Source organism: Bartonella bovis 91-4, assembly GCF_000384965.1.
Taxonomy (GTDB): domain Bacteria; phylum Pseudomonadota; class Alphaproteobacteria; order Rhizobiales; family Rhizobiaceae; genus Bartonella; species Bartonella bovis.
Map to the genome: position 1 here is coordinate 1,414,275 of NZ_CM001844.1, position 25,459 is coordinate 1,439,733.

26 protein-coding genes, 1 tRNA gene, 1 other RNA gene and 3 pseudogenes are annotated in these 25,459 nt (G+C 41.3%); 17 read left to right on the forward strand and 14 right to left on the reverse strand.

What is annotated here, in order from left to right; genetic code table 11:
• Positions 1-764 precede the first annotated feature (764 nt).
• Both purE and BBBE_RS06140 read left to right on the forward strand, forming a co-directional pair.
• On the forward strand, positions 765-1,280 hold the full coding sequence (gene purE / locus BBBE_RS06135; protein WP_010701657.1) for a 5-(carboxyamino)imidazole ribonucleotide mutase: 516 nt from the start codon (positions 765-767) through the stop codon (positions 1,278-1,280).
• The gene (locus BBBE_RS06140; protein WP_010701658.1) at positions 1,264-2,376 is read left to right on the forward strand and encodes a 5-(carboxyamino)imidazole ribonucleotide synthase; all 1,113 of its coding nucleotides are present in this window, start codon (positions 1,264-1,266) and stop codon (positions 2,374-2,376) included. The genes purE and BBBE_RS06140 overlap by 17 nt, the downstream gene beginning before the upstream one ends.
• A gap of 135 nt (positions 2,377-2,511) precedes the next feature.
• Here BBBE_RS06140 and BBBE_RS06145 read toward each other — a convergent pair whose 3' ends face one another.
• Both BBBE_RS06145 and BBBE_RS07360 read right to left on the reverse strand, forming a co-directional pair.
• Positions 2,512-2,694, reverse strand: a complete 183-nt coding sequence (locus BBBE_RS06145; protein WP_022708754.1) for a hypothetical protein — start codon at positions 2,692-2,694, stop codon at positions 2,512-2,514.
• On the reverse strand, positions 2,691-2,879 hold the full coding sequence (locus BBBE_RS07360; protein WP_152023209.1) for a hypothetical protein: 189 nt from the start codon (positions 2,877-2,879) through the stop codon (positions 2,691-2,693). Before BBBE_RS07360 ends, BBBE_RS06145 begins: the two co-directional genes overlap by 4 nt.
• Before the next feature lie 1,239 nt (positions 2,880-4,118).
• Between BBBE_RS07360 and ykgO the strand changes: the two genes are divergently transcribed.
• The 5 genes from ykgO to BBBE_RS06170 all read left to right on the forward strand — a co-directional run bounded on the left by ykgO (position 4,119) and on the right by BBBE_RS06170 (position 7,761).
• Positions 4,119-4,244: a type B 50S ribosomal protein L36 gene (ykgO, locus tag BBBE_RS06155; protein ID WP_034990194.1), complete on the forward strand. Its 126-nt coding sequence runs from the start codon at positions 4,119-4,121 to the stop codon at positions 4,242-4,244.
• A 122-nt stretch (positions 4,245-4,366) separates the two neighbouring features.
• Complete coding sequence (locus BBBE_RS06160) at positions 4,367-5,233, forward strand: tetratricopeptide repeat protein (protein ID WP_022708759.1); 867 nt, start codon at positions 4,367-4,369, stop codon at positions 5,231-5,233.
• A 76-nt stretch (positions 5,234-5,309) separates the two neighbouring features.
• Positions 5,310-5,470: non-coding RNA, 6S RNA (ssrS, locus tag BBBE_RS07260), on the forward strand.
• Positions 5,471-6,285: 815 nt separating this feature from the next.
• Positions 6,286-6,894 (forward strand): 5-formyltetrahydrofolate cyclo-ligase, encoded by a 609-nt coding sequence (locus BBBE_RS06165; protein WP_010701661.1) that lies wholly within the window; start codon positions 6,286-6,288, stop codon positions 6,892-6,894.
• A gap of 3 nt (positions 6,895-6,897) precedes the next feature.
• Positions 6,898-7,761, forward strand: coding sequence for a TIGR00282 family metallophosphoesterase (locus tag BBBE_RS06170; protein ID WP_022708762.1), 864 nt, complete (start codon positions 6,898-6,900; stop codon positions 7,759-7,761).
• 841 nt (positions 7,762-8,602) lie between these two features.
• Here the strand turns inward: BBBE_RS06170 and murA are convergent.
• Positions 8,603-9,895 carry a UDP-N-acetylglucosamine 1-carboxyvinyltransferase gene (murA, locus tag BBBE_RS06175; RefSeq protein WP_010701664.1) on the reverse strand — a complete coding sequence of 431 codons (1,293 nt, stop codon included), beginning with the start codon at positions 9,893-9,895 and terminating at the stop codon, positions 8,603-8,605.
• A 169-nt stretch (positions 9,896-10,064) separates the two neighbouring features.
• Positions 10,065-10,259 (reverse strand): hypothetical protein, encoded by a 195-nt coding sequence (locus BBBE_RS06180; RefSeq protein ID WP_035464552.1) that lies wholly within the window; start codon positions 10,257-10,259, stop codon positions 10,065-10,067.
• Between the two features lie 224 nt (positions 10,260-10,483).
• Here BBBE_RS06180 and BBBE_RS06185 point away from each other — a divergent pair.
• Positions 10,484-10,558, forward strand: a tRNA-Thr gene (locus tag BBBE_RS06185).
• Positions 10,559-10,651: 93 nt separating this feature from the next.
• On the opposite strand, the gene BBBE_RS07450 is transcribed toward BBBE_RS06185, so the two are convergent.
• The 5 genes from BBBE_RS07450 to BBBE_RS06205 all read right to left on the reverse strand — a co-directional run bounded on the left by BBBE_RS07450 (position 10,652) and on the right by BBBE_RS06205 (position 13,716).
• Positions 10,652-10,813 (reverse strand): hypothetical protein, encoded by a 162-nt coding sequence (locus BBBE_RS07450; RefSeq protein ID WP_022708766.1) that lies wholly within the window; start codon positions 10,811-10,813, stop codon positions 10,652-10,654.
• 268 nt (positions 10,814-11,081) lie between these two features.
• Positions 11,082-11,747: a YqaJ viral recombinase family protein gene (locus BBBE_RS06190; RefSeq protein ID WP_010701665.1), complete on the reverse strand. Its 666-nt coding sequence runs from the start codon at positions 11,745-11,747 to the stop codon at positions 11,082-11,084.
• 713 nt (positions 11,748-12,460) lie between these two features.
• Entirely contained in the window at positions 12,461-12,649 is a 189-nt protein-coding gene (locus BBBE_RS06195; protein WP_010701666.1) for a hypothetical protein, read from the reverse strand.
• A gap of 6 nt (positions 12,650-12,655) precedes the next feature.
• Positions 12,656-13,045 carry a hypothetical protein gene (locus BBBE_RS06200; protein ID WP_010701667.1) on the reverse strand — a complete coding sequence of 130 codons (390 nt, stop codon included), beginning with the start codon at positions 13,043-13,045 and terminating at the stop codon, positions 12,656-12,658.
• A gap of 353 nt (positions 13,046-13,398) precedes the next feature.
• Positions 13,399-13,716, reverse strand: a complete 318-nt coding sequence (locus tag BBBE_RS06205) for a transcriptional regulator (protein ID WP_010701668.1) — start codon at positions 13,714-13,716, stop codon at positions 13,399-13,401.
• 491 nt (positions 13,717-14,207) lie between these two features.
• Here BBBE_RS06205 and BBBE_RS06210 point away from each other — a divergent pair, with 491 nt between their 5' ends.
• The 3 genes from BBBE_RS06210 to BBBE_RS06220 all read left to right on the forward strand — a co-directional run bounded on the left by BBBE_RS06210 (position 14,208) and on the right by BBBE_RS06220 (position 18,076).
• Positions 14,208-15,062 (forward strand): YdaU family protein, encoded by an 855-nt coding sequence (locus BBBE_RS06210; protein ID WP_010701669.1) that lies wholly within the window; start codon positions 14,208-14,210, stop codon positions 15,060-15,062.
• 87 nt (positions 15,063-15,149) lie between these two features.
• Positions 15,150-17,111: a toprim domain-containing protein gene (locus tag BBBE_RS06215; protein ID WP_010701670.1), complete on the forward strand. Its 1,962-nt coding sequence runs from the start codon at positions 15,150-15,152 to the stop codon at positions 17,109-17,111.
• Between the two features lie 386 nt (positions 17,112-17,497).
• Positions 17,498-18,076 (forward strand): hypothetical protein, encoded by a 579-nt coding sequence (locus tag BBBE_RS06220; protein WP_010701671.1) that lies wholly within the window; start codon positions 17,498-17,500, stop codon positions 18,074-18,076.
• 480 nt (positions 18,077-18,556) lie between these two features.
• Here BBBE_RS06220 and BBBE_RS06225 read toward each other — a convergent pair whose 3' ends face one another.
• On the reverse strand, positions 18,557-18,874 hold the full coding sequence (locus BBBE_RS06225; protein WP_022708770.1) for a hypothetical protein: 318 nt from the start codon (positions 18,872-18,874) through the stop codon (positions 18,557-18,559).
• A gap of 292 nt (positions 18,875-19,166) precedes the next feature.
• Between BBBE_RS06225 and BBBE_RS07265 the strand changes: the two are divergent.
• From BBBE_RS07265 to BBBE_RS07560, 4 genes and pseudogenes are all read left to right on the forward strand, one after another.
• A pseudogene (locus tag BBBE_RS07265) lies at positions 19,167-19,271 on the forward strand (single-stranded DNA-binding protein); the annotation flags it as partial.
• A 264-nt stretch (positions 19,272-19,535) separates the two neighbouring features.
• Entirely contained in the window at positions 19,536-19,715 is a 180-nt protein-coding gene (locus tag BBBE_RS06230) for a type II toxin-antitoxin system HicA family toxin (RefSeq protein WP_035464553.1), read from the forward strand.
• Entirely contained in the window at positions 19,712-20,107 is a 396-nt protein-coding gene (locus BBBE_RS06235) for a type II toxin-antitoxin system HicB family antitoxin (RefSeq protein ID WP_010701672.1), read from the forward strand. The genes BBBE_RS06230 and BBBE_RS06235 overlap by 4 nt, the downstream gene beginning before the upstream one ends.
• Positions 20,108-20,471: 364 nt before the next feature.
• Positions 20,472-20,618 (forward strand): hypothetical protein, encoded by a 147-nt coding sequence (locus tag BBBE_RS07560; RefSeq protein ID WP_244428351.1) that lies wholly within the window; start codon positions 20,472-20,474, stop codon positions 20,616-20,618.
• Positions 20,619-21,051: 433 nt separating this feature from the next.
• On the opposite strand, the gene BBBE_RS06240 is transcribed toward BBBE_RS07560, so the two are convergent.
• Both BBBE_RS06240 and BBBE_RS06245 read right to left on the reverse strand, forming a co-directional pair.
• Entirely contained in the window at positions 21,052-21,348 is a 297-nt protein-coding gene (locus BBBE_RS06240; protein WP_010701673.1) for a HigA family addiction module antitoxin, read from the reverse strand.
• Positions 21,349-21,366: 18 nt separating this feature from the next.
• The gene (locus BBBE_RS06245) at positions 21,367-21,651 is read right to left on the reverse strand and encodes a type II toxin-antitoxin system RelE/ParE family toxin (protein ID WP_010701674.1); all 285 of its coding nucleotides are present in this window, start codon (positions 21,649-21,651) and stop codon (positions 21,367-21,369) included.
• Between the two features lie 90 nt (positions 21,652-21,741).
• Between BBBE_RS06245 and BBBE_RS06250 the strand changes: the two genes are divergently transcribed.
• Both BBBE_RS06250 and BBBE_RS06255 read left to right on the forward strand, forming a co-directional pair.
• Positions 21,742-22,311 carry a hypothetical protein gene (locus BBBE_RS06250; RefSeq protein ID WP_010701675.1) on the forward strand — a complete coding sequence of 190 codons (570 nt, stop codon included), beginning with the start codon at positions 21,742-21,744 and terminating at the stop codon, positions 22,309-22,311.
• Positions 22,304-23,182, forward strand: a pseudogene (locus BBBE_RS06255) (phage terminase large subunit family protein); the annotation flags it as partial. The gene BBBE_RS06250 and the pseudogene BBBE_RS06255, both read left to right, overlap by 8 nt.
• Before the next feature lie 143 nt (positions 23,183-23,325).
• On the opposite strand, the pseudogene BBBE_RS06260 reads toward BBBE_RS06255, so the two are convergent.
• Both BBBE_RS06260 and BBBE_RS06265 read right to left on the reverse strand, forming a co-directional pair.
• Positions 23,326-24,521 (reverse strand): annotated as a pseudogene (locus BBBE_RS06260) (multidrug effflux MFS transporter).
• 440 nt (positions 24,522-24,961) lie between these two features.
• Complete coding sequence (locus BBBE_RS06265; protein ID WP_010701676.1) at positions 24,962-25,450, reverse strand: hypothetical protein; 489 nt, start codon at positions 25,448-25,450, stop codon at positions 24,962-24,964.
• Positions 25,451-25,459 lie beyond the last annotated feature (9 nt).

Sequence of the window (25,459 nt, forward strand, 5' to 3'; positions counted from 1 at the left end):
GCGTACCTAACCTTTCCTAACATCTTTCCCACACGCACTAACCTCGCAGTCCACACCTTATGCCGGTACATCACAAGCTCCCCTTTGTCCACATACCTCTCTCCCCCACAGCTGTCTTCTTCCTTACCTCTCGCAACCCTCACACCAGTGCACCAAGTCTGCCCAACACAAGCATAGCGCACACTCAACACCCCTTCCAGATAACATCCCCCTTACCCACACAGCACTCTCTCCAGATCCACCTTTTCATCTGCGTCCTCTCACACCCCCCCCACAGCGTACCCAACCTGTCCTAACACAGCACACTCTCCCCCGCCTATATTGACACCACACAAGCGCTCAACAGTTTCCTCTCGCCTCATCCCCAAAATGCTTCTACAACGTACCTAAATCTTGTTCCACACACCATTTTTCCTCCAAATCTGCCCACTCAAATCCCGTCCCTTCCAATCAAGCACACACAACACTCCCATTCCCATCCCCTGTCTTCAAATTATTCTCATCACCAATAATCTATCCCCATTATCTTTATTTCTTTTCCGCAAAGCACGATCCAAGATGAATCCATTGAAGAAAAACCGTTAACGCTTATTATCTAACTTTGCAAAAAATTACTTTGACTGTGCAAAAATTAACTTTGCAAAAAAATGGAAAACTTTTTAAAATAGCAGACTTTCAAAAGTTACGAAAATGAATCTCCTAAAAAGTAAGAAAGTAGATTCCTTTGACAATACATAAAGTCTAGCAACAAAAAAGGATGTGGAATGGCCAAACACGCATTTGACGTCGCGCTTTTAATGGGCAGCCAATCTGATTGGCAAACAATGCGCCATAGCGCAGATATTTTAACACAGCTTGGCATTTCTCATGTTTCACAGATTATTTCTGCCCACCGCACCCCTGATCGGCTTTATCACTTTGCGAAAGGGGCAAAAGCAGCAGGCTTTAAAGTTTTGATAGCAGGTGCCGGAGGTGCAGCACATCTTCCCGGCATGCTTGCAGCCCTAACCCCATTGCCTGTTTTTGGAGTTCCTGTGCAATCACGCACCCTATTGGGGAAAGATTCTTTACTCTCCATAGTGCAAATGCCTGCAGGCATACCAGTTGGCACATTGGCAATAGGTAAAGCAGGCGCCATTAATGCGGCGCTTTTATCAGCAGCAGTAATGGCTGTTTATGATGAAGACCTTGCTAAACGTCTTGAAGAATGGCGAAAACAACAAACAGAAAACATTGCTGAGTACCCTATAAATGAGGTTTTAGATGCCCCATCCTCCTGAGAGTTTACAACCGGGAAGTATGATTGGTTTGATTGGTGGGGGGCAATTAGCTCGTATGTTAGCCATAGCAGCAGCAGAACTTGGCTATCGCACAGTTGTTCTTTGTCCTCAAGCACATTGCCCAGCAGCGCAAACAGCCAATCATCATATCGTTGCTCCCTATGATGATGAAGTAGCACTAGATCGTCTGATTGAAATGTGCGATGTTGTCACATATGAATTTGAAAATCTTCCTCTCCAAACAGCTCTCTATATTGAAAAAGAAAGGCATCTTTATCCATCATCTAAAGCTTTAGAAATTGCGCAAGACCGGGTTCTTGAAAAAAGCTTTTTAAATGAGAAAGGTATTCTCACAGCTTCATGGTACGCAGTTCATAATCGTGCTTCTCTAGTTTCAGGGCTGTCTGCGTTGGGTGGACATGGTATTTTGAAAACAAGACGCTTTGGATACGATGGTAAAAACCAAGTTGTGCTTCATCATCCCAGTGAACAAGAGATTGACGCAGCTTTAAGCACCCTTCACTATCAGCCCTCAATTTTAGAAGAAATTGTGTCCTTTTCATCGGAAATTTCAGTTCTCTCATCGCGCTCATCCCAGGGAGCTTCTATCTCTTACGACTGCCCTGAAAATCAGCACAAAAATGGTATTCTTCATAAAACATTTGTTCCTTCAAAAGTTTCGCATGTCGTGCAAGAAGCCGCACAAGAGGTAAGCTCTATGGTCATGCGCACTCTAAATTATGTTGGTGTTTTATGCATTGAATTTTTTGTTTTAGCAGATGATCGTTTTCTTGTGAATGAATTAGCTCCTCGTGTGCACAACTCTGGTCATTGGACGCAAAAAGCATGCATAACCTCACAATTTGAACAGCATATCCGTGCCATTTGTGGCCTTCCTTTAGGTAACACACACCGCCATAGCAATTGTGAAATGACCAATCTTCTTGGCCATAATTTGAATGACTTTAAACATTTTCTCACGCAAGAGCACACATCAGTGCATCTATACGGTAAAAGTTGCGTACAACCGGAACGCAAAATGGGTCATGTCATCCAGTTAACAGGGCCAGCCACTCGCTCCCCTCATCTCCCATAACCTACCACCCTTCTCACCCGCCATCCCCACAAGCACACATCCTCACCTACAAAACCTCTCGCGCCTCTTAACCACCCCATACCCTTTCTACAATACAAAAACCTATACCCCCATTACCCAACTCACACCACACACTTAACGCTTCTCCCACCAATACACCTCCTCGCCCCTACTTGTTCCCAAACTCTCCCGTCTACACCGCTCCACACAAGCGCAACCAACCTGTTTTACACAATACGCTTTTTCTTCCGCCTCTTTTTCTAAAGTTTTCCATCGCCCAGCATACACCCACACAACGTCTAACCCTTTCTCACTCACATGCCTTTCCCACAGCTCTTTTCACCCTCACCTCTCACCCTCTCCACCGCTGTATTCAATGCTCCCCGCAAGCGCATCCTCTCCTTTTCTAGACAAACTGCCAATACTCTTCCACTTGCACCAATCCACACAGTACGCTCTCTCCCTCCCAACCACACCTCCCATCCTCGCTTTCCAATACTCACACTCCTTTTTGATCACATACCTCTTTCCCAAACCCATCTTCAAAATCAAAACTGTAAGCATATTCTCCCAAGTCATCCCCCGCATCGAAGGAACCAACCTATCCCCACCAACACTCACTTGCTTCCCATACCCATCATCCCCCAAAATGCTCGCCCATTGGCACTAACCTCACACCACATTCACAACCTCCACTCTTCTATCCACACATCACACCACCCACACTCCATATCCTGAACACCCATAGAGTACACATTCTTCTTCTTTACCCGGCACCCTCTCACCTCACCTAATCTCCCATCTCAACTCACACCTCCAAAGCCCTAAGCACCTTCTCCCAAGAACACCTCCCCCACATAGTGCCTAACACCCTTTTCTTTCACCCCCCCTTACCCGCACATCACCGCCCCAAAAACGCTCTCCCCAAACACCTCTTCCCACTCACACGCACTCCATAGCCCACTCCTCCTCAATCTTCCCCCTTACGCGCCCCTAAGCTCCTTCTTACTTCCCACCACACCCCACAGCTTTCCTCCTTACTTCCCACAGATCCCCCCTTGCAACCTTTTCCTTACCGTCTACACCTCCCCCACATAGTGCCCAACACCCTCTTCTTTCACCCCCCTTACCCGCACATCATCACCCCAAAAACGCTCTCCCCAAACACCTCTTCCCACTCACACGCACTCCATAGCCTACTCCTCCTCAATCTTCCCCCTCACGCGCCCTTAAGCTCCTCCTTACTTCCCACCACACCCCACAGCTTTCCTCCTTACTTCCCACAGATCCCCCCTTGCAACCTTTTCCTTATCGTCTACACCTCCCCCACATAGTGCCCAACACCCTCTTCTTTCACCCCCCCTTACCCGCACATCATCGCCCTAAAAACGCTCTCCCTAAACACCTCTTCCCACTCACACGCACTCCATAGCCCACTTCTCCTCAATCTTCCCCCTCACGCGCCCTTAAGCTCCTCCTTACTTCCCACCACACCCCACAGTTCTCCTCTTTCTTAATAATGTGCTCAATGTCTTTCCATTTTCCTTAATTCTACAACCAATGCTTAGTTGACAAAACTAAGACACCCTGCTAAAAATTTATCTTTCTTCTTATTCATTAGCGGTGAATGGTGTTATCTCTTTAAGAGAAGCGCGGTGTTTTTTAAAAGCAGTGATTAAGAGAAACTGCAATGATGCCAAAAAGTATCATGTTATGAGTATGCGTTATAAACGGTGATTATTATGAAAATTAAAAATTCGCTCAAAGCACTCAAAACACGTCACCGCCACAATCGGTTGGTGCGCCGTAAAGGTCGTATTTATATCCTCAATAAAACCAATCCACGTTTTAGAGCACGTCAAGGTTAATGAAGAAGGCGCCTGCTGTTTTTGCGGGTACCTTGTTTTGAAGCTCTCAAAGCTCTTTTTTTGGCGTATCTTCCTTTATGACACATTTTCCTTCTCTGTATTTCAAGACTTTGAAAAAACAGATGTTTATTTTGATCTGTGTCACCATTCTTTTTTTGCTTTCTGGCGGTAATGGGAACATTCCTTCATTCGCGTTTACCTCATCCACTTCTTCCCCATTTTCACCTCCTCCATCCTCATTTTCGCTCACTCCATCTCTATCCCTTGCATCTCTATCCACATCGTCTTCACTTTCACCCTCTTCGTTTACACCTACTCTTGTTGTTTCTGCGACATCTTCCCCATCTTCACCGTTTGAAGAGCCTTCCCCACAATCGCTTCTACCGCTGGATGACCTCATCCCGAATCAATCATCAACAACATCTCGTGAACCAGATGCAGCCACAACTGTTTTAGAAGATCAAAAATCGACATATCACAGCCACGCTCATCGAACTAAACAGCGTAAAGAAAAAGAAATTGTACGCTTACTGAAAGAATTAAAATACTGTGCCAATGCAAAGGAAGCTAAAACTATAAGTCAGCAAATTCAAAGGTTATGGGCACAATCTGGTAGTGAAACCATTGACCTTTTGATGACATGGGCTGAACAAGGCATTAGTGAAGAAAATTATGGCCTTGCCTTAGATTATCTTGACACAGCAATTGCACTTTCCCCCACTTACGCTGAAGCCTGGAGCAGACGTGCATGGATACATATTCAATTAAGTGACTTCAAACTAGCAATGCTAGACCTTCATCACGCTCTTCAACTTGAACCACGCAATTATATTGCGTTTTTTGAGCTTGGAATCGTCATGGAAGCCACACAAAGACCAGAGCTTGCCATTAAAGCCTACGAAACAGCTTTGACATTTTACCCACAAATGCAAAAAGTTCAAAACCGCATTGACATACTTTTAAGCAAAAACTCCGATCAAAATATCTGAATTTTTGTCATTTAAAAAAATCATAAAATAATTTTTTGTCTAGTAGAAATCATCAAACTATCTTATAATAAGAAATGGTGTTCTGCACTTCTCGACAGGAAATAACATATTCCTGAGACCTTATTGATTCCCAAGGGAGCTGTCCCTGAGAAAGCTCGTGGGCTTTTTCACACGGCACCCACCTAGTAGCCTAGGTTCTCGGAATCAAACTTTTCCATCGGTTGTTGCGGTTCACCACTTTCCCTTCCACCCGGGTAATCTTTTCCTGCGTTCTGGCACACCCCACAGTACACAATCCACACCCTTCCATCAATGCTCCCCTCTTTCCACTAAACACTCTCTTCTCATAGCCCATCCTCCTCTCCACTCACCCCTTTTAAATCCCTGGCATCCTTCCAACAGTATCCCCGCATCTATAGACTCGTATTCTTCCACAAACACAATTATTTCCTCTCACTCTCTCCCACATACTTCCCAGACCTCCCCCAAAATCTTCTCATCCAACACCCCAAACCCTTCTCGTTTGCACCAACCTCGCCTCTTCGCTCACCCTAGCCTCCTACACAAAGACCAAGCTTCTCCCACACCCCGCACCCTTCCCACTCGCACAAACCTCACCCTACCCTCACAATTTGTATTCTTCTCTTCCACAAATATAACCATCCCCTCTCACTCTCTTCTACGTATCTCTCAGCCCCCTAATTTCCATTTTCTTCCAAAATTCGCCCTCAAGCTTTCCTCCCCTCAAACCTCCTCACCCTTAAAAAATCCCCCAACGCGCACACCACGCCTCAATGCTCTTATTCACACAGTCCATACCCCTTCTCTCTCGCACCAACCTCGCACTACCCGCGCACCTCATATTTTCTCACCAGCGCACTCAAGTTTACCCTTAAGTCCATACCTGCTTTTTTTTATCCACCTTTTTTCATAGTATCTTCCCTTTATCCATCCTTATCTTTATATTGATTAAAACAATCGGCTCGCCTCCATCAAAACTTTTTTTAAATGCGATTGCTTTCCACTGATTGAAGAGATAATAAAATTGAACAATGCTCACAACCTCCCAATGTTTGCAGTCTATTTCATCTGATCGATCACATTTGCGTGCTCTTGGTATATCGCGTCGTAATGCTCTTTGTGCACATCAGCGCACAACCTTTTCGCACCGTGCCTGTTCTCACATCGCACATTATCTTGAAAAAATGATGGGGGATTGTTCACATACAATTCTTGCCGGCTATTGGCCAATCCACTCAGAAATAGACCCACGCCCTTTGTTTGATTTTGTCTTATCACGTGGAGGGCATGTGGCACTGCCCGCTGTAATAGATGAAACAACTATGGTTTTTCGAACATTTACACCAACAACACAGCTAGAACCCATGCGGTTTAATACATTTGGTCCCAGCGCCAACAATGCAGTTGTCACTCCCACCATAATCATTGTGCCACTTTGTGCGTTTGACAGCCAGTGTCACCGCCTTGGTTATGGCGCAGGCTACTATGACCGCACTATTGAACAGCTTCAAAAAGATGACCATCGTGCGCATTTATGGGGCTTAAGCTTCTCGTGTCAAGAAGTGGAGTCTATCCCTGAAAGAAAGCATGACCTTGTTTTGCAGAAAATTTTCACAGAAAAGGGTTTTATAGAACGCTAAATTATGCTTAAAACGCTTATGCGATTTTTATTTTTAGGAGACATTGTGGGGCAAATAGGTTGCGCCACTGTTTGTCACACACTCCCCAAACTCATTGAACATTGGCAGCTTGACTGTGTTGTTGTAAATGGTGAAAATGCTTCTCATGGCTTTGGCATCACGCAAGAGGTGTACCAAAACCTCTTAGCAGCAGGTGCTGACGTTATCACCACAGGCAATCACGCTTTTCACCATAAAGAAACCTTAGAATTTGCCACTTATAGTAACCGTTTTTTACGTCCTGCCAATTTTATCCAAGGCACGCCTGGTAAAGGGTCTTGCTTCATAACAGCAAAAAATGGAGCACAAGTCCTTGTTGCCAATATTTTGGGAAGCGTTTTTATGCCATGTAGCACCGATGACCCATTTGAAGCAGCTGAAAAGATTGTTTCCGCCTGCCCTTTGCGTGAACAGGCAGACGCTATCATAGTTGATTTTCACGCAGAAGCAACAAGTGAAAAGCAATGTTTTAGCCATTTTCTTGACGGTCGTGTCAGCGTTATCGTAGGAACCCATACACATATCCCCACAGCTGATGCACAGATTTTAGAAGGAGGCAGCGCGTATTTATCAGACGCAGGAATGTGCGGAGATTACAATTCCTCGCTTGGAATGGATAAGGAAGAACCTTTATACCGTTTTCTTTATAAGAAAAAACGAGGTCACTATGAACCCGCGCAAGGCGCCATAACACTTTGTGGATTTGCTGTCGAACTCTCAGATCGCACAGGCCTTGCACAACATGTCTCAGCCGTACGCTTAGGCCCCCGTTTAAAAAATGAGATTCCAGATTTTTGGGAAGCTTTGCCCGACGACTTTCAAGTGTAAGCCCTCTCTTCCCCCACGTGCCCCTTACCCTCTCCTACACCTCTCACTCACCCAAACAACAACCGCCCCTCCAGCCTCTCTTTCCATCCTCCGCCGACCCTCCTTTAAAACTCACACACCTTCCAGCTTCATCCCCCAACAATATCTCCTTATATCCCACAGTTCTTCCCACCTCACACCAGCCTCGCGCCCTTTTTCCATATACTCCCCTTTATCCCCCTGCTACCTTCTCCCAAAGCCATCTCCCTCCAGCCTACCTCAAGCAACCTCAGCTCCGCCGGTACAGCTCAACTTATCCCCCACATACCCCTTACTCTCTCCTACACCTCTCACTCACCCAAACAACAGCCGCCCCTCCATCCTCCTCCCTCTCCAAAACTCACATGCCCCTCACACACTTACGCACCTTCCAGCTTCATCCCCCAACAATATCTCCTTATATCCCGCAGTTCTTCCCGCCTCATACCAGCCTTGCGCCCTTCCTCCATATATTCCCCTTTATCCCCCGACCATCTTTTCCCAAAGCTATCTTCCGCCAGCCTACCTCAAGCAACCTTATCCTCGCCGACACAACTTAACCTATCCTCCCACGTGCCCCTTACCCTCTCCTACACCTCTCACTCACCCAAACAACAACCGCCCCTCCAGCCTCTCTTTCCATCCTCCGCCAACCCTCCTTTAAAACTCACACACCTTCCAGCTTCATCCCCCAATAATATCTCCTTATATCCCACAGTTCTTCCCGCCTCACACCAGCCTTGCGCCCTTCCTCCATATGCTCTCTTAAAATTCTCCTCGAGAGGGCTTTAAAGAAAGCATTATTCAAGCTGCTATACTTTTTTCAAGTCGTTATACGTTGAATATTGGCCCCACAATTAGACAATTTTTCTTCCAACCGTTCAAACCCACGATCAAGATGATAAACGCGACCGACAGTTGTCTCTCCTTGTGCAGCAAGTGCAGCAATAACAAGAGAAACGGAAGCACGTAGATCTGTAGCCATTACTTGTGCTCCTTGCAAATGATTGGTTCCATGAATAATGGCTGTACTTCCATCGAGCGTAATGTGGGCACCCAAGCGCACCAATTCTTGCACATGCATGAACCGATTTTCGAAAACGGTTTCAGTAATCCTCGCACACCCTTGAGCACAAACCATCAAGGCCATAAATTGTGCTTGAAGATCGGTTGGGAAAGCAGGAAAAGGAGCAGTTGTAACATCAACCGGCGTAATCGTTTGTTCATGATCGCGGATAATTTCAAGACCATCTGGTTTGTGTTTAATAGTGAGCCCTGTTTTTTGCAGAACTTCAAGCACTTTAATGAGATGATCGGGATTTGCATGTTTTAACAACACCTGCCCACCAGTCATTGCCACAGCCATTGCATAGGTCCCTGCTTCGATTCGATCAGGAATCACACCAATGCGTGCACCGTGCAATTTTTCAACCCCATGGATTGTAAGGGTTGAAGTACCTTCCCCGGTGATATTAGCCCCCATTGCATTGAGTGCTTGAATGAGATTGGCCACTTCAGGTTCACAAGCTGCATTTTTGAGAACGGTTTTGCCCTGTGCCAAAGTAGCAGCCATCAGCATAATGTGCGTTCCCCCAACAGTGATTTTAGGGAATTGGTACTGGGCACCTTTTAATCCCTGGGGTGCGGTTGCATGCACATACCCCCTTTCGATTGTAATTTGTGCACCCAAACATTTGAGCCCATCGAGAATAAAATCAACCGGCCTTGTTCCAATAGCACATCCCCCAGGCAATGAAACACTTGCTTCCCCACACCGTGCCAGCAAAGGCCCGATAACCCAAAAGCTTGCACGCATTTTTGTAACAAGTTCATAAGGGGCACACGTTGATGTGATTGTTTTTGCAGTAAAATGAATTGTTCTTGAATTGGCACAATCTTTATGAAATTTGCGCCCTTCAACAGCATAACCGACACCATGATTATTCAAAATTCGAATCAAAAGCTCAACATCGCTCAAATGAGGAACATTATCTAAAATCAATGTCTCCTCGGTAAGCAATGCCGCAATCATCAAAGGCAAAGCAGCATTTTTAGCACCTGAAATAGGAATAACCCCCTGAAGTGTATTTCCTCCAATAATTTTAATTGAATCCATCGTATTTGTACTCTACCTTACCCTATCTTACTTTATTCTTTTTTCACCTTTGAGATCTTTTTGAGACCTTTCCTCACAAGACATTACTCTTGAGTGTCGCGATTTCTTAACTATGGTTTAGCTAGAACTCATTAAAACTACACTGGTTTAAAGAATGAGGTCACACTTTTTAAACCACACGTTCTTTTTCGCAAACTGAAAATTCTTTTGTGCATTCTTGTTGTGAATCTTGCGAGCGTTTTCGACTTTGTTCTTTTCGCCGTCTCAGATTGTCGCGCAATTGCTTTGTCAGCCTTTGCTCACGTTGTTTTTTCTTATCATTTTGGGCATCTTTTGTTTGTGTACTTTGATTTTGATATGTCATAGCAATAACTTTTACAACCCTTGCAATAACTCTTATAGCCCTTTAACTTTTATAAGCTTTTTGTTTTTACAACCTTTTGGAAGAATAATATATTTTAAGTCAAGAATTTCTTAAAAAAAGCGTTTACGTCATGCCACAAGAAACGTTTTCTTGCAAGAAGAGATAAATGCTCTCTTGCCTATTTTATAACAATATGGCACAAGGCACCGCAAAGGCTGACACGTGCTGCGGTAGCTCAGTGGTAGAGCACTCCCTTGGTAAGGGAGAGGTCGAGAGTTCAATCCTCTCTCGCAGCACCATTTCCTCAGAACAACCCCAATTTTCTCTCTTACCTTTTCTCCATCAATGAAAACTGCCTACCCTACCCAACGCACAGGGCCCTTACTTTCACATTAATGCCCTTTCCGTCTCCTAAACTTACCTCCCATCATCGTCTCTCCCAAACCCTTTCCCATCGGCATACCTCCCAAACTCATACCTCTCCAAAACTCATCCCTAACCACACATTCCTTTTCGCCTACAACAACCTCACGCCCCACACCAACCAAGCCCAATCTTTCTCCACATCTTCATCCCACCAACGCAAACCTCAAGCTCTTAAATCTTTCCTCCCCAGCAAACTCCCAATCTCCCACCCCCCACCTCTTACCCTAAATCCTCCTCAAAGAAGGCTCCTACCACCACCATCAGATCTTGCCTCTCCTCCCATCACCGCTATACCATCAAACCTCCCTCACCTACCCCAAAACACCTCACACAACCTTCCCCTAACACCACCCAACCTTCCCCCACTGACATAGCTAAACCTTCCCAGATCCACCTTTAATTTGTCTGTTTAGGGATGTTTCCTTGCCGTATTGTTGTAAATAACCCTCTGCCGACTTGCTGAATTTTATGTACCATATTTTCCAAAGCATCATTAAAACGGTTAATTTCAGCTTCAAGCCTATGAATATAAGGTTCATCGCGATAAGCGCGTTTAATTAAAGGCGGCATATCAGGCCAATACAGCATCAAATCTACCCATTCACGTTGAGCAATCCATAACCCTCCCTGACATTGTGCTTTATGCTCAACAGGAAATATATTTTGATAAAAATAAGGAATCAAAATTTCAGGTTTTTTCGTTTTAATTTCTAACAAACCACTTGTTCCAATAAAAGCATCGGGCGAAAAACCTTTTTTGCGATCATCAGCCAAAACAAAACCAATACACTCAGGCTCTGTCTGCATAAACGTTCCATATAGCTGGCGCGCATTTGGTTCCAGTTGTGTACCGCGTCGCATAGAAAGCGTTGTCCCCTCTTCCACAGATTTTCCTGTGATTCTTTCTCCAGCAAGTTTCATCATCACACAGTGATATTTCTGCGTTTTTTGTCCATCTTTTTTGCGCGCCATAACCATCTCAAACAAAGAAGCCGTAATCAAACCATTGCGCACTTGACGCCATTCATCCGTTCCTTGAACACAATCAATAATAATTGGCATTATCTTTCCATCTCCACTTTTTTATTTCCCTCCACCAACGCACACAGTCCTCACCCTCAATCCACCGCACACAACCAATGCAACAAACTTAAACCGCCCCCAAACACAGCCCGCATCCTCTCTTCACAAACTCACACCCCTCAAAGCCCATCCTCCAAAACACGTCCCTCATAACCCGCATCTCTTCTCGTTCACACTAGCCTGGCCCCACACAGTTCAATCTTCCTCCTTACCTTCCTCCCATCAACGCTCCCTTACAAACTCACGCCCCAGACACCCCTTTAAACCCCATCCTCTTACCCACCATCTATCTTACTCCAAACACACCTTCCTCCTCCCACCAGCTAATTCCTTTCAAGCTCTCTGCTATTTCTCCCAAATCCACCGCACACAACCGGTGCAACAAACTTAAACCACCCCCAAACACAGCCCACATCCTCTCCTCACAAACTCACACCCCTCAAAGCCCATCCTCCAAAACACGTCGCTCATAACCCGCATCTCTTCTCGTTCACACTAGCCTGGCCCCACACAGTTCAATCTTCCTCCTTACCTTCCTCCCATCAACAAAAGTGACCTACCCCACCAACGCACACAGCCCACCCCTTCCACGCTCTTTACCTTCCCTCACCCCCCATAAAAGGTCCCAACCAGAAAAGGCCCCCTCTTTACAAGCAAATCTCCCTTGAAAGAGGGGCAAAGCAATCAACAGCCTATGACACTATATAAAAATCATTTTGGGGTGACCGGCAGCTCAAATTATAAGCAACACGCTGAGCAACCTTTCGTGAAATAAAAGGAACTGCTTTGTGTTTTTGTGGTTCAAGCATAATCGCATTGCGAAGAGTACCAGCGTAATAAAGGGGAACCCCTTGATAAATTGTTTGAAGATAATTTGCCATATCAATTTACCTCCAATAGCGATCCAAAACATCACACGCACGTAAGCGATGCTGTTCTTCATAAGACCCATAGACATTATCCTGATACACACGGGTAGCCTTGTCCTCTAAATACTCGTGATACACATCACTATCGAGAATAAAAGGGTGAAAATAACCCTCTCGTTCATCAAGATCGTGGCACTTCATATATATCTCAGCAACTTGTTCACTCACATCATCAGCATGGAGAGTCTTTAAATCGAGCCGTAAAAACCTTTGAACAGCATCGCACTGCTCCATAAGATCCAAAACCTCCTCAAGGCAATCAATAGGTCCAACATAAACATCATCATCTGAATCCTCACCAAGAATGATGAGGATTTCATCCTCTTTAACGAATGGAATATCTTTCATAAATTTCTCCCTCAGACAGTTGATAAAGCTAAACTCTGTCTTGACATAGTCAAATATAGCGTTAGTCTTATCTCCTCTATGGGAGATATGTCAATTATTTTATCCTTAATAAAAGATATATTTTAACTTTTACGAACATTTTCACAGCACGTAAAAATTGACTAATTTTCCATCGCATTTTTATGTTGTTCTCTATTCGTTCTAAATTAACACAACAACAAACAAAAAGGCACAAATAATAGGCATAAATAGACAGATCAATGGAGACACAAACAGAGATGGGAGAGCTGAAATGAGTGATTTAAAATTAATACAGTATTGGGAAAATCTTGAACCTGAAACTCAAAAAGCTGTTATGGTTTTACTTCGTCAGTTGGCCGGCGCAAGAGAGTTAAAATTGCCTGTCTCTCTTCAGGAGAAATCTTTGCAAGAAGATCAATAAATTCTCGATCTTCAGAAGAAGAATTTTCTCCATAAAGAATATAACTCATACTCACATTAATTGTCTGACACACGTTTGAAAGCGATTCAATCGTTGGGTCTTTTCCTTCAGAAAGAATAGAATGGAGATAACCAGCTCCTTTACCTGCCGCAAGGGAAATAGAGCGTTTTGATCGCCCACTTTTTTTGAGCGCTTCATTTAATCTATGTCGCCAACCATCAATATTCATAGTCTCACCCTTAGTTGTCTTCAATAAAATACACAGTCTTTCACAAAATTGACTTGCAATATCCTTTAAAGAGGATATAAAATTATAAATAAATTTTATTTTAGGGAGTAAATTTTACATTTTATCAAAAAACAATAAACACCCCAAAGGATGCAAACAGACCACCTCCAAAGTCTGTGCGTCTTTTGTATGTATTATTTATCCTTTACAGTTTATGCAACCTCAAATTGCAAACTCCATTTCTTCTAGTAAATACAACTGGCTTTCAGATGATTTAAGAAAAACATAAAAGTGAACATAATACTCTAACAAATAATAGAACAAAATGAAACAAAACCAAAACAAACCAGAAACATTTTACGAAATCGTAAACTTTAATTGGGTGCATTAAGAAGAAAGAAAAGGCTATTTCAGATTTTTTCTCAACAAAAAGCTGCATCAATCAAAACCTTTAAATAAAAGAGACAAAACCTTAAGAAAGCTGATCTCCCATGAAACAAGCTGAGCAATCTGAATTTCCCAATTATGAAGCATCCACACTTCCTTATGTTTGCTGGTATCAAAATGACTTTTTAGGTGGGGTACGTGGGATGCGTGCACATGAAATTGGGATTTATACAATTCTACTCAATGAAATTTATGCGCGGGGTCGTCCTTTAGATTTATCCCCAGAACGTTTAGCACGCCTTTGTGGTTGCGATAAGCGAACTTTTATCAGTGTTTTAGAAATGTTGATTACAGAAGGCAAGATTTTAAATTTAACCTGTGGATTATGGAATAAGCGATGCGAAAATGTGTTTCGTGAGCGTGCACAATTGCTTGAACAAAAATCTTTCGCAGGTCATTCTTCGGCACAAAAACGTAAAAAAATCAATGCAAAAATTCAACATCTGCTTAACACATGCCCTACAGATGATGAACTTAACTCAAAAGCTCAGAATGAAGAAAAAGAAACACCTAACGGTGTTTCACAAAAGACAGGTGCCTTTTCTGATACACCCCCCCACTCCAGCACGCACTCTTCCACCACAACAAGCTTGAAAGGCCACCGCCTTCCTGCCAATTGGGTGGGCGACATTCACGCAGCAATCTCAGAAGGTTTGAGTGAAGAACAAGCCCGCTGGCAAGAAAAGAAATTTCGCGACTATTGGCACGCTAAAAGCGGCCAACAAGCCTTAAAGGTCGACTGGTCAGCCACATGGCGCAATTGGTACCGGCGTGAAATTGAGCGATTAAAAGAAAACCAAGAAAAGCTTTGTGCTTTATCATCCGGTTCAAACACAGTGTCTTGCAACACTCAAGAAGAAACTCTTTACCGCAACCTTATCAATTATCAAGCAACATAACCCACATCAAGCAAAATAGCCCAAACACAAGCGCAATACCAATACAACTCACAGCACAAATATAAACACAATACAAGCAGGGGGAACATGAGCACGATTTTTGAAATCAAACAAAAACTTGCATCTCAAGCAGAGTCAGTTGCACAAATACTTCTTCCACAAGGCCAAAAACGCGGCAATAATTGGATTGTGGGCAGCACACAAGGTGAACCCGGTCAAAGCTTATCGCTCTGTTTAAAGGGCAGCAAAGCAGGTCTGTGGTATGATTTTGCAGAAGGAAACGGCGGCGACCTTTTAGACCTGTGGTGTATTGTCAAAGGGATCAGCCTTTCTCAAGCACTGGATGAAGCCCGCGCTTATTTGAATCTTTCACGCCCAAAACCCTTTATGACCCCGCGTCATTCCTATCGCCTTCCCCCCATTCCAAAAGGGAGCCAACCTCGTCATGAGGTGAAAAATTATTTACACACAAAACGGCATATTCCTTTAGATATTTTAAAGCGCTATCGCATCCAAGAAGATGGAAACCAGATCATTTTTCCATTTTATAAACCCGATGGCACACTTGCATTGGTAAAAGTGCGCGCTGCACAAGAAGGTGCAAAAGCAAAACCCACAGTTTCTCATTGTGAACCGATTTTATTTGGTTGGCAAGCCATCTGCCCAACACAGCGCACCCTTGTTATCACCGAAGGAGAAATTGATGCACTTTCGTTAGCAACCTATGGATACCCAGCCTTATCAGTACCCTTTGGAGGCGGCAAAGGGGGCAAACAGGCCTGGATTGAAAATGAATTCGACCATTTAGAAATTTTTGAAAAAATTTTCTTAGCAACAGACATGGACAAACCAGGCGAAGAAGCCGCCCTTGAAATCGCCCATAGGCTTGGTCTCCACCGATGTTATCGTGTCCACTTGCCCTATAAGGATGCCAATGAGTGCTTAAAAGCAGGTGTCGAGACTTCAACCATAAAAGCTGCTTTTTCAAAAGCCCAAAGCTTTGCACCAAAGGGATTAAAGCGTGCATCTGATTATCACAATCAGGTGATTGAGTTGTTTTGGCCAACACCCAAACAGCACATTGGTTATACGGTTCCTTATCCAAAGCTAAATGGCAAATTATATTTTCGCCCAGCAGAATTAACCCTCTGGAGCGGTGCAAGCGGTACCGGTAAAAGCCAATTGTTATCAGACTGTATTGTCCATTGGATTGCGCAAAAAAGCCGCATTTGTTTAGCCTCACTCGAAATGAAGGGGGAACAATCGTTGCGTCGTTTAATCAGACAAACAGGGGGGTGTAACCAACCAACAAAAACCATGATCGAACAGATTCTTCATTTTTTAGATGATGGCCTCATTTTGTATGAACACGTAGGTAAATCAGACATCCAAACCTTGCTTGATGTGTTTGACTATTGCCGTGCAAAATATGGTTGCGATCAATTTGTTATCGACAGTTTGATGCGGCTTGGTATCGCAGCAGATGATTATACAGGGCAAGAACAAGCAGTCTATAAAATTGTTGACTGGGCAATTTTAAATGCTGTGCACGTTCACCTTGTCGCCCATGCACGCAAAAGTGGTATAGAAAAAGATATTCCTGGCACTGAAGACATAAAAGGAGCCTCAGAAATTGGAGCCAATGCATTTAATATCATTACAATCTGGCGCAACCGGTCACTAGAAGATAAAATTCTTGCAAGCCAAAGTGCAACAGAAAAAGCTGAATTAGAAGCCCGCCCCGGGGTGATTATGAATATTGCCAAACAACGTTCAGGCGATTTTGAAGGAAAAATCGGCCTGTGGTTTGACTCCAAAACCTACCGCTACCGTTGTTCTTCAACACCCCAACAAAAATCACGCCGTTATCTTGAATTCACAATCCATCCCTCCTCACAACCACATCACCCCCCTTCACAAATTCACCCTTCCTCACAAATTCACCCTCAAGAGCACACAAACACACAACCCTCACAATCCCAAAAGAAACACACAACCCAAGCTATCTTAAAAACCTGCCCAACAATGCAGCCTTGCCCCGCCCCTTAAAGCGCACCCACACACCTCAACACACTCCACCCCTTAAAGCGCACCCCACATCTTAAAAATAAAACCATACAAAAACAAACCATACCCTAAAGAACACTCTAACTCCTTAAAAGCACTCCACAGTATAAAGAGCACTCATACCGTAAAGAACACATATTGACACACTGTTTTAGAAATTTTTTCTCAAATCATCCCCCATTTTATTCATCCTCTCTCATTCTTACTTAAACCTCCCCATTATCCCTCCATTTTACTCATGTCCCCCCCTCATGCTCTTAAATCTCGATTTTCCTCATCCTCTCGTTTTTATTCACCCCCTCTCGTTTAACCCCTTATTTTCATTTGAAAATCTTCTGACACATTTTTCATTTTAAAGGAGGCAAACAATGAAATATCACCACGATAGAAAAAATATCGATGCACTCAAAAAAAACACTATAAATTACGCACACCCATACACAAAACATCAGCACATTGGCCACTTAAAAACAGAAGAAATGCTTATCGAAATAAGCAATCCTTATTTTCAACCCACCTATAAAGAAAGCCCCAGCAACCCACAAACCATTGTTGCAGTTGCCAACACTCATAGCCGCCCCATTGCTCTTTTATATGCAAAAGGGCATATCAGCAAAGCGCAATATAAAGCAGCAGAACGTTTTTATTATTATTGGCATATACAACAAGGTAACACACATATGAGCATCGATTACAGCCGTCAAAAAGTTGATAGTGGTCTTTTTTATACAGACACTCTTGAACGCCAAATGGAAGCAACAGATCAATTACAAACGATTAAGATTCAACTAGGTGTTCTTGGTTATCAACTTGTTGAACAAGTGATCGTCTATAACCTATCAATCAAAGACTTAAGCCCTTTAAAACGCAAGCAAAACTCTCTTGCCGACCACTTACGCGATTGTCTAGACTTGATGGCAACCCACTGGGGTTATGCGAAAACTTAAATAGTAACTTAAATAGTCTTGAATAAACGCATAAAACTCCCCACAAAAAACCGATGCACCTATCCATTCAAGAACACCCCCTCACTCAAGAGGATGAAATCCCCACCACCACCCCACTCACTTAAATTCAAAACCAGCATACATTTTCAACTTCCCAACTTATCCCTTTCAAGCTCTCTGCTATTTCCCCCAAAAAGCCATCATACACACCAGAACAAACAACTTGGGTCGCTCCCCCCCCCCACACCAACCCCTTATATTCTCTTTTCCAACTCACACCCCTCCCAAATTCATCCTCTCACACTAATGCCCCAGCCATCTCCCTCAAACCATCTCCCACAAGAATACCTGTCAAGCCCCCAGCCATCTCACCCCCAAAAAGCCATCATACACCAGAGCAAACAACTTAGACCTCTACACGCTCTTCCGCATCCCTTCTCGCCCGCACTAGCCTGGCACCCCGCAACCCACTCTTCCCTCTCACCTTCCTTCCATCAACGCTCCCTCAAAGCACCCAACCTCTTTCTTCTCACAAGCCCTCCAATTTCCCAACCTTACCTCTCTTTCATCAGAAAGCATGCTTAATGCTATAAGCTTGCGTTTGTCAGCATAAGATTGAAAAGAGAAACACCCATATTTGTAAGGCACAAACTCATAACTTTGTTTTTCTTCCCATTGCGTAAATAAAAATAAATACTTTTGAAAATCTATATTTGAAAGACATCCTCCAAATTCTTGAAGTAAGGCTAACAATAGTTTTTGCCGTTTGAATAGGGTCTTGCCTTTTGTTGTTTGCATAGTGTTATCTCAGGTGTCTGATTGAACAGTATTTACAGTACAAACCAGCAGATGAGTTTGAAAAACCACTCAAATTTCAATAAGTGCGCTGGTTTATGATTTGCTTGGCATCAAACAATAAAATTATAGCACAAAACAGCATTTATGCACGAATAAAATAAAAAATAAATTGTTTATTTTCAATAATTTATACCATTTTTCTTTGGAAAATGCACTATGTTATGATAATGAAAAATAGCTTTTCATATCCGTATTTCATTTCAATTATTTTCCTTAGAAAAGATATAAAAACATGATCAATAAAGTAATTTTAATCGGCTATCTTGGTGCCGATCTTGAGAGCAGAATAATGCCATCTGGAATAGAAGTGGCGAATTTTCGTATAGGCACTTCTCAAAGAATGGCAAGAAGTTATCAGAGAAACACAGGGTTTATATCGTCAATATAATCTTCATGATGCATGAGAGCATCTGATTATAAAAAGACCAACAATTGCTATATCTTCTCAGCTCTCTACGCATGGCTCTCAATGCTCTTCAGAAATATTTTGATCGTTAATAAAAGGATTGATATCAGATTTAAAATCAATAAAATATGTATATACTTACACATTATGCGTATAGTACATGGAACAAGATAACCGAAAAATCATTGCAAAAAAATCATTGCAAAATTGAAGTACGACGGCTTTAAGCTTGTTAAAGTAAAAAGTTCTCATCATAAATTTAAAAAAAATGGTCAAGTAATTATTGCTCCTCATTCTAAAAAAAACCTTCCAATCGGTACAGCGCATTCCATTGCACAACAAGCGGGCTGGTTAAAAAAAGGAAAAGAAGAATGAAAAGATTTTTTGCTCTTGTTCACAAGGATGAAAATTCTGCCTTTGGTGTTCAGTTTCCTGATTTTGAAGGGCTGTTTTCTGCTTCTGATCAGGAAGAAAATCTCATTGCCAATGCAACAGAAGCTCTTCAACTATATTGCGAAGAAATGGATAAGTTGCCAGCTCCTTTAAAATTCGAAGAAGTAATACAGAAAGAAGCTGTCAAAACAGCTTTGTCGGAAGGAGCTTTTTTAATACAAGTTCCATTTATTGAAAATGATTCAGAAGTGGTGCATACGAATATATCAATTGAACGAGGGCTTCTGCGTGCAATTGATGATTGTGCACAAGAAAGAGGTTTAACACGATCTGCTTTTTTAGCAACAGCAGCACGTCATGAGCTTAATATTTAGATAATCAAATGTGAAAAAACTTACAGTTTTTCTTTTATAAAGATTTGCGCTTAACAAATACCAGATTCAGATTTGGCAAAATAAAAAATAAGATTGTGATTTTTTAGTTGACATGGGGGTGAAAACAGTATTTAATAATAGTATAGTGCTAATTTTACTGCACTAAAAATTACAGAATCATGTAAGTTTTTCTTGTTTGTGTTGTAGTTAAAATCCCTGCAAATGCGGGGTTTTTTGTTAAACAAATCAAATTTATTCATTTTTATTCATTTTTATTTATTGACCTCACTTTCCCCCCCTTTGAGAGTGAGGTCTTTTTTATGTCTGACATTTCTCAAAAGGAATAATCATACAAAAAATAAAAGTGGTCATCACAAAGCCTATGTGCGTTCTTGGTGACAATAAAGACACTGTTCGTTTTGAACCCTCCACAAAAAGTAACCCATTCGTTGAGATTTTCTCGCAAGTCTATGATCGTCTTAAACGTGCTGGTGCTGTAAGGCTTTATTAAGTTTTTGCGAGAACAAGTGGAGATAAATTCACGATTGCAAAACAAGAAGGCACCTTGATTGCTTATGTCATGTCTAAAACAAAGACTTCAAGTTCTATTGAACACCATGCCCGCGAGAGGCTAATACCCGCGAGAGGCTAACTAAAAATATACACAGCCAAATTGCTCGGCAAGAATATATGATCAATCAAAAGGCCCCACACTCTTAAACCATACCAAATTATAGACAAGCATATGATGATGATTTTAATGTTCCAAATCAAATTATTGAGAGAAAAGTTTTTAAAAGGTACTTTCCAGTGGGGGGGTGCGGGGCAATCAAGCGCAACATATCACTAGCGACTGAATTTTCAAATGACTGTACATTGTACACATAGCTTATTGATAAATAACAACTATCATACACCACCTTCCTTCTATGGTGAGAGAGCTTTTAAGCCATTTGTTTAAATTTATCTATTTTGGCAAATTCGTCAGCTTTTTCAGTTTGTAGTACATTAACGTCGTAAGCAGCTTGCATGTTAAGCCAGAACTCAGCTGTGGTATCAAAAAAATAGGCCAATCTTAGCGCTGTATCAGGAGTTATAGGGCTATTTTCAGCAACAATACGCTCTATCCGGGTACGTGGAACATTCAATGCTTTAGCAAGAGCATAAGCAGAAAGGGCGTATTCTTTTAAATATTCTTCCCGTAGAATTTCTCCAGGATGGATCGCTATGTAACTTTTCATTTCAAACTCCTCTACGGATCAATGATAATCTACAATTTCAACTTTATAAGAACCATTAGAACGCCACTCAAAACAAATACGAAATTGGTTGTTGATACGGATAGAATATTGACCATGGTGATTACCTTTTAATGTTTCTAAGCGATTTCCCGGGGGGCTACGTAGATCTTTAAGATTAACTGCTTTATCGAGCATAAATAATTTTCTTTGGGCCATACGCATCAAAGCCTCTGGAAAACCTTTCGGTAGCTTACCTTCCAGAAGTTCCTTACATCGCTTATCCGCAAAGGTTTCAATTACCAAATTACTCTCATTCGTTAGTTTGCGTATCGTGAAATGATACTAATTTAAAAGAAAAGATCAATAATAAAAAATATTCAATCACGAAAACACATGACTAAACAGACCAGAGAAGACCTATCAGCTCGAGCGTTTGCGAAAAAGATGGGTGTTTATCCTAATGCGGTTATTGCTCGTTTTAAGACGGGAAAGTTTAATGAAGCCCTTTATGATGATGGTTCAATCAATGAAGAATTAGCTACAGCTTTATGGAATGAGAATCCCACCAAGCAAGCCTATGTTATAGGCGAAGATGGAAAGCCTCGCACAAAGACAAAGCAAGATTCTATAGAAGGAGCTAATGAATACAAGATAAAACTCCAAAGAATGCAAGTTGCTCTTGAAAGTGAGACAATTGACCTTGAGCAAAAAAAAGAAACAACCCTTGACCGTGAAGAAGTAAAGAGGGCAGCACGTAATTTTGGAAGAGCTTATCGTGATATTATGCTGCATTTTCCTCACCGCTTTGGTGCACGTATTGCAGCTCAGGTTGAGTGTGATGGTGCAAGCCTGATTGGTGCCATTGATCATTATATCCGAGAAGCTTTACAGGAAATAAATAAAATTCCCGTTCCTTTCCATGATCAGGATACTCAAGGTCATAAGGAGGAGAAGAGTGACTGATACAGGAGAAGGTTTTTTTTATTTTCATGCCTGTCAAGCGTGTCAACCAGACCCTCCCTACACAGTTTCACAATGGGCAGATAAAAACCGTTATTTAAGCACACTATCCAGTGCTGAACCTGGATTATGGAGGACTAAACGTACCCCTTATCTACGGGAAATCATGGATAATCTTTCCTCTTACATCCCAATTGAAAAAACAGTTGTAATGAAAGGTGCACAGATTGGTATGTCAGAGGCTGGCTTGAATTTTTGTGGTTATGCCATTCATCATAGTCCTGGCCCTGCTCTTTATGTGATGCCCACAGTTGAAATGGCAAAGAAAGTGTCTAAAACGCGTCTTGATCCCATGATTAAGGCCAGTCCTGCATTAAATGAACGTATCGCCCCTGCCCGCGCTAGAGACAGTGGAAATACAATGTTTTCGAAAGAATTTGATGGTGGGGTGTTGATGCTTACAGGAGCCAATAGTGCTGCTGGCTTGCGATCGATGCCTATTCGTTATTTGGTCCTTGATGAAGTTGATGGCTATCCATTGAATGTTGATGGAGAAGGAGATCCTGTCAATCTTGCTGAAGCACGTAGTGCAACTTTTATTCAACGAAAGATTTTTAAATTATCAACACCAACTCATCGTGACACAAGTCGTATCGCTAAAGATTTTGTCTTAGGAGATCAGAGATATTACAATGTGCCTTGTGATGAGTGTGGCACACTTCAACCCATTGTCTGGTCACAAATTAAATGGCCTAAAGGAGCTCTTGAACAGGCTGTGTTTGTTTGTGCCCATTGTGGTCATGAGCATGCTGAGCACCGTAAAGAAGATTTATTATCTGAAGAAAAAGGTGCTTGTTGGATACCAACAAAAGAGCCAACCGAGCTTTTGTTAGATTTTTAATATGCTCAATTATATACTCAAGTGGAAAAGAAAATTGATTCCGATATCCCCCATCACGTAAAGTGACATCAAGGTGCTTTAACATAAATCGTCCTGTTAACATTAACTAATTTGGTTTACGATTTTATCTCCAAGGTTATAAAATAATTCGCTCTTCGAATATAAATGATAAAACCTACTAGGCAATATGTAGCCAATAAAATCGCTACAACCTATGGAATATGTCCAGATATTTTTCCGATAATTGCGGCACTTAATGCAGCACTACCCAATTGCAAAGCTCCCATAACACCAGATGCTGCTCCAGCAGCGTGTGAATGAGACGAAATAGCCAATGCAGTTCCTAACGGCAATAAAAAACCATTACCAAAGGTAATAATAGAGATAGTTATTAAGCTTGTCACAAGTGGCCACAGACTTACAAATATTTGTAAAGCAAACAATATCCCCTTATGACAAAAATAATATATCCACGCCGTATAGTTTGTTCCATAGCCTCTTGCTTGAGAAACTTTCTTGCTACTAAATTACCTAAGATATAAGTCAAAAAAACACCAATGTAACTATAACCAATATAGACAGACGACAGACCTAAAGTTGCCAACAAAAAAGGCGATTCTACAATATAAGCAAAATAAGTCGCGTAAGCAAAACACGAAAGTAAGTGCATAAAAGAGAAACTGTTTATTTTAAAACTCCGAAACTGTTCTTAATGAGTTCTATAGTAGTAAAAGATTGACGTTTTATAGGCGGTAAAGTCTCTGTCAGTACAAAACAACATAACACAATAATTAAGAGTATAAAAAGACTTAAAAAGATAAAAGTCGCCTGCCAATGAAAAGTCTGTAATAACATTTCCCCAATGAACGGCGCGAGTGCTGGTGATGCTCCACAAAAGGAAAAATAACTAGATAAAGTTTTCCTGCCTCTTTTTTATCTAACAAATCATTGATAATAGCGCGGCTCAAAACAATCCCTGCACAATCTCCAAGACTTTGAAAAAATGCAGTACAAGCAAAACCTGAAAAGTATCTATATAAATTATACTAAAAGTCGTAAAAAACCATAAAAATAAACCAAATAAAAGTGTCTTTTTACGCCCAAAATTATCACTAAGAGGCCCATAAATTAGTTGCCTAAAAGCTAATCCCCATAAAAAAATCGCTATTGCATCTTGGATTTGAAATTCAGTAATCTAGTAATGATAACGCATATCCCTAAGTGCAGGAAAAAAGATATCCGTAGAAATCAAACCACCTACTGATAAACATACAATAAATATAATAAATAGTAATGTAGGTTTATAATTCATAAAAAACGCACTTTATAATTTATAAATTTAACTTATCTTAATAAAAGATATAATTTAAATTTAATATTATAATATATTTATACTTGTTTAAAGTTAATTTATTTTTTATAAACAAATAAGATAATTTTCACTATGCATTAATTTTATATAAAAATACTTTTTATTATTATAAAAATAAAAAATAAACTATATTATTTAAAATTTACTAATATGAATTCATATTATACTGTGCTATAATATATTTTAATAACTGATTTTAAGATAAAATTACACCATAACTCCTAAGATTATAAGTAATTATCTACCATTATTAAATATCTAAATAACAATAACAGTTTTATTGATAACCATTACTTTCCATGTTGGAAAAAATTTGAAACTTCATCTACAAAGTAGAAATCTCAATCCAAAAAGCATTTTAGTTCTAACTTTAGGCAATCTTACTCTTCAAAAAGATGTGGATTTTCAAAAGAAAGCTTTTTTCGTGCTTTTTGTAATCGCTTAATGACTTCGTCAATCTTTGAGATAGAACAAAAAGATTCTTGATTATTTAATAGGCGTTGTTTGTCTCCACCTTCACACAAATACTGCATCTGAGATTGAAGCATCCTAATTTCCTGAAATAAAAAACGACTCGTCTCTTTAAAGCTATTATTCAATGAAAATAGTTGATCAGAAATTGATATTAAAACTTGTTTTAAAAAACGTTCATGTTCTTGACGCTTGCGATATTCCAAAATAAGAGCGTAACTCATCTTATCTAGCTGCTTTTTAGTGACATCAATTTGACGCAATAAATCCGGACTTTTTTCATTGCTATCTTTTTGCACCTTCAAAAGCATAGCATAAACATCTAGTAGCTTGACTGCAGAATAGGATAAATAATCAGCTAACGTAGATGTATTAACATAGTGTTTTTCTGTAACCATCACAAATCC

What these genes read in the sequence shown, in the direction of transcription:
- BBBE_RS06250 (WP_010701675.1), top strand. Translation starts at nt 21,742, where the DNA reads ATGACTAAACAGACCAGAGAAGACCTATCAGCTCGAGCGTTTGCGAAA.
- BBBE_RS06240 (WP_010701673.1), bottom strand. Translation starts at nt 21,348, where the DNA reads ATGAAAAGTTACATAGCGATCCATCCTGGAGAAATTCTACGGGAAGAA.
- BBBE_RS06220 (WP_010701671.1), top strand. Translation starts at nt 17,498, where the DNA reads ATGAAATATCACCACGATAGAAAAAATATCGATGCACTCAAAAAAAAC.
- purE (WP_010701657.1), top strand. Translation starts at nt 765, where the DNA reads ATGGCCAAACACGCATTTGACGTCGCGCTTTTAATGGGCAGCCAATCT.
- BBBE_RS06200 (WP_010701667.1), bottom strand. Translation starts at nt 13,045, where the DNA reads ATGAAAGATATTCCATTCGTTAAAGAGGATGAAATCCTCATCATTCTT.
- ykgO (WP_034990194.1), top strand. Translation starts at nt 4,119, where the DNA reads ATGAAAATTAAAAATTCGCTCAAAGCACTCAAAACACGTCACCGCCAC.
- BBBE_RS06170 (WP_022708762.1), top strand. Translation starts at nt 6,898, where the DNA reads ATGCTTAAAACGCTTATGCGATTTTTATTTTTAGGAGACATTGTGGGG.
- BBBE_RS06205 (WP_010701668.1), bottom strand. Translation starts at nt 13,716, where the DNA reads ATGAATATTGATGGTTGGCGACATAGATTAAATGAAGCGCTCAAAAAA.
- BBBE_RS06195 (WP_010701666.1), bottom strand. Translation starts at nt 12,649, where the DNA reads ATGGCAAATTATCTTCAAACAATTTATCAAGGGGTTCCCCTTTATTAC.
- BBBE_RS06190 (WP_010701665.1), bottom strand. Translation starts at nt 11,747, where the DNA reads ATGCCAATTATTATTGATTGTGTTCAAGGAACGGATGAATGGCGTCAA.
- BBBE_RS06215 (WP_010701670.1), top strand. Translation starts at nt 15,150, where the DNA reads ATGAGCACGATTTTTGAAATCAAACAAAAACTTGCATCTCAAGCAGAG.
- murA (WP_010701664.1), bottom strand. Translation starts at nt 9,895, where the DNA reads ATGGATTCAATTAAAATTATTGGAGGAAATACACTTCAGGGGGTTATT.
- BBBE_RS06180 (WP_035464552.1), bottom strand. Translation starts at nt 10,259, where the DNA reads ATGACATATCAAAATCAAAGTACACAAACAAAAGATGCCCAAAATGAT.
- BBBE_RS06140 (WP_010701658.1), top strand. Translation starts at nt 1,264, where the DNA reads ATGCCCCATCCTCCTGAGAGTTTACAACCGGGAAGTATGATTGGTTTG.
- BBBE_RS06235 (WP_010701672.1), top strand. Translation starts at nt 19,712, where the DNA reads ATGAAAAGATTTTTTGCTCTTGTTCACAAGGATGAAAATTCTGCCTTT.
- BBBE_RS06225 (WP_022708770.1), bottom strand. Translation starts at nt 18,874, where the DNA reads ATGCAAACAACAAAAGGCAAGACCCTATTCAAACGGCAAAAACTATTG.
- BBBE_RS06210 (WP_010701669.1), top strand. Translation starts at nt 14,208, where the DNA reads ATGAAACAAGCTGAGCAATCTGAATTTCCCAATTATGAAGCATCCACA.
- BBBE_RS06160 (WP_022708759.1), top strand. Translation starts at nt 4,367, where the DNA reads ATGTTTATTTTGATCTGTGTCACCATTCTTTTTTTGCTTTCTGGCGGT.
- BBBE_RS06265 (WP_010701676.1), bottom strand. Translation starts at nt 25,450, where the DNA reads ATGGTTACAGAAAAACACTATGTTAATACATCTACGTTAGCTGATTAT.
- BBBE_RS06165 (WP_010701661.1), top strand. Translation starts at nt 6,286, where the DNA reads ATGCTCACAACCTCCCAATGTTTGCAGTCTATTTCATCTGATCGATCA.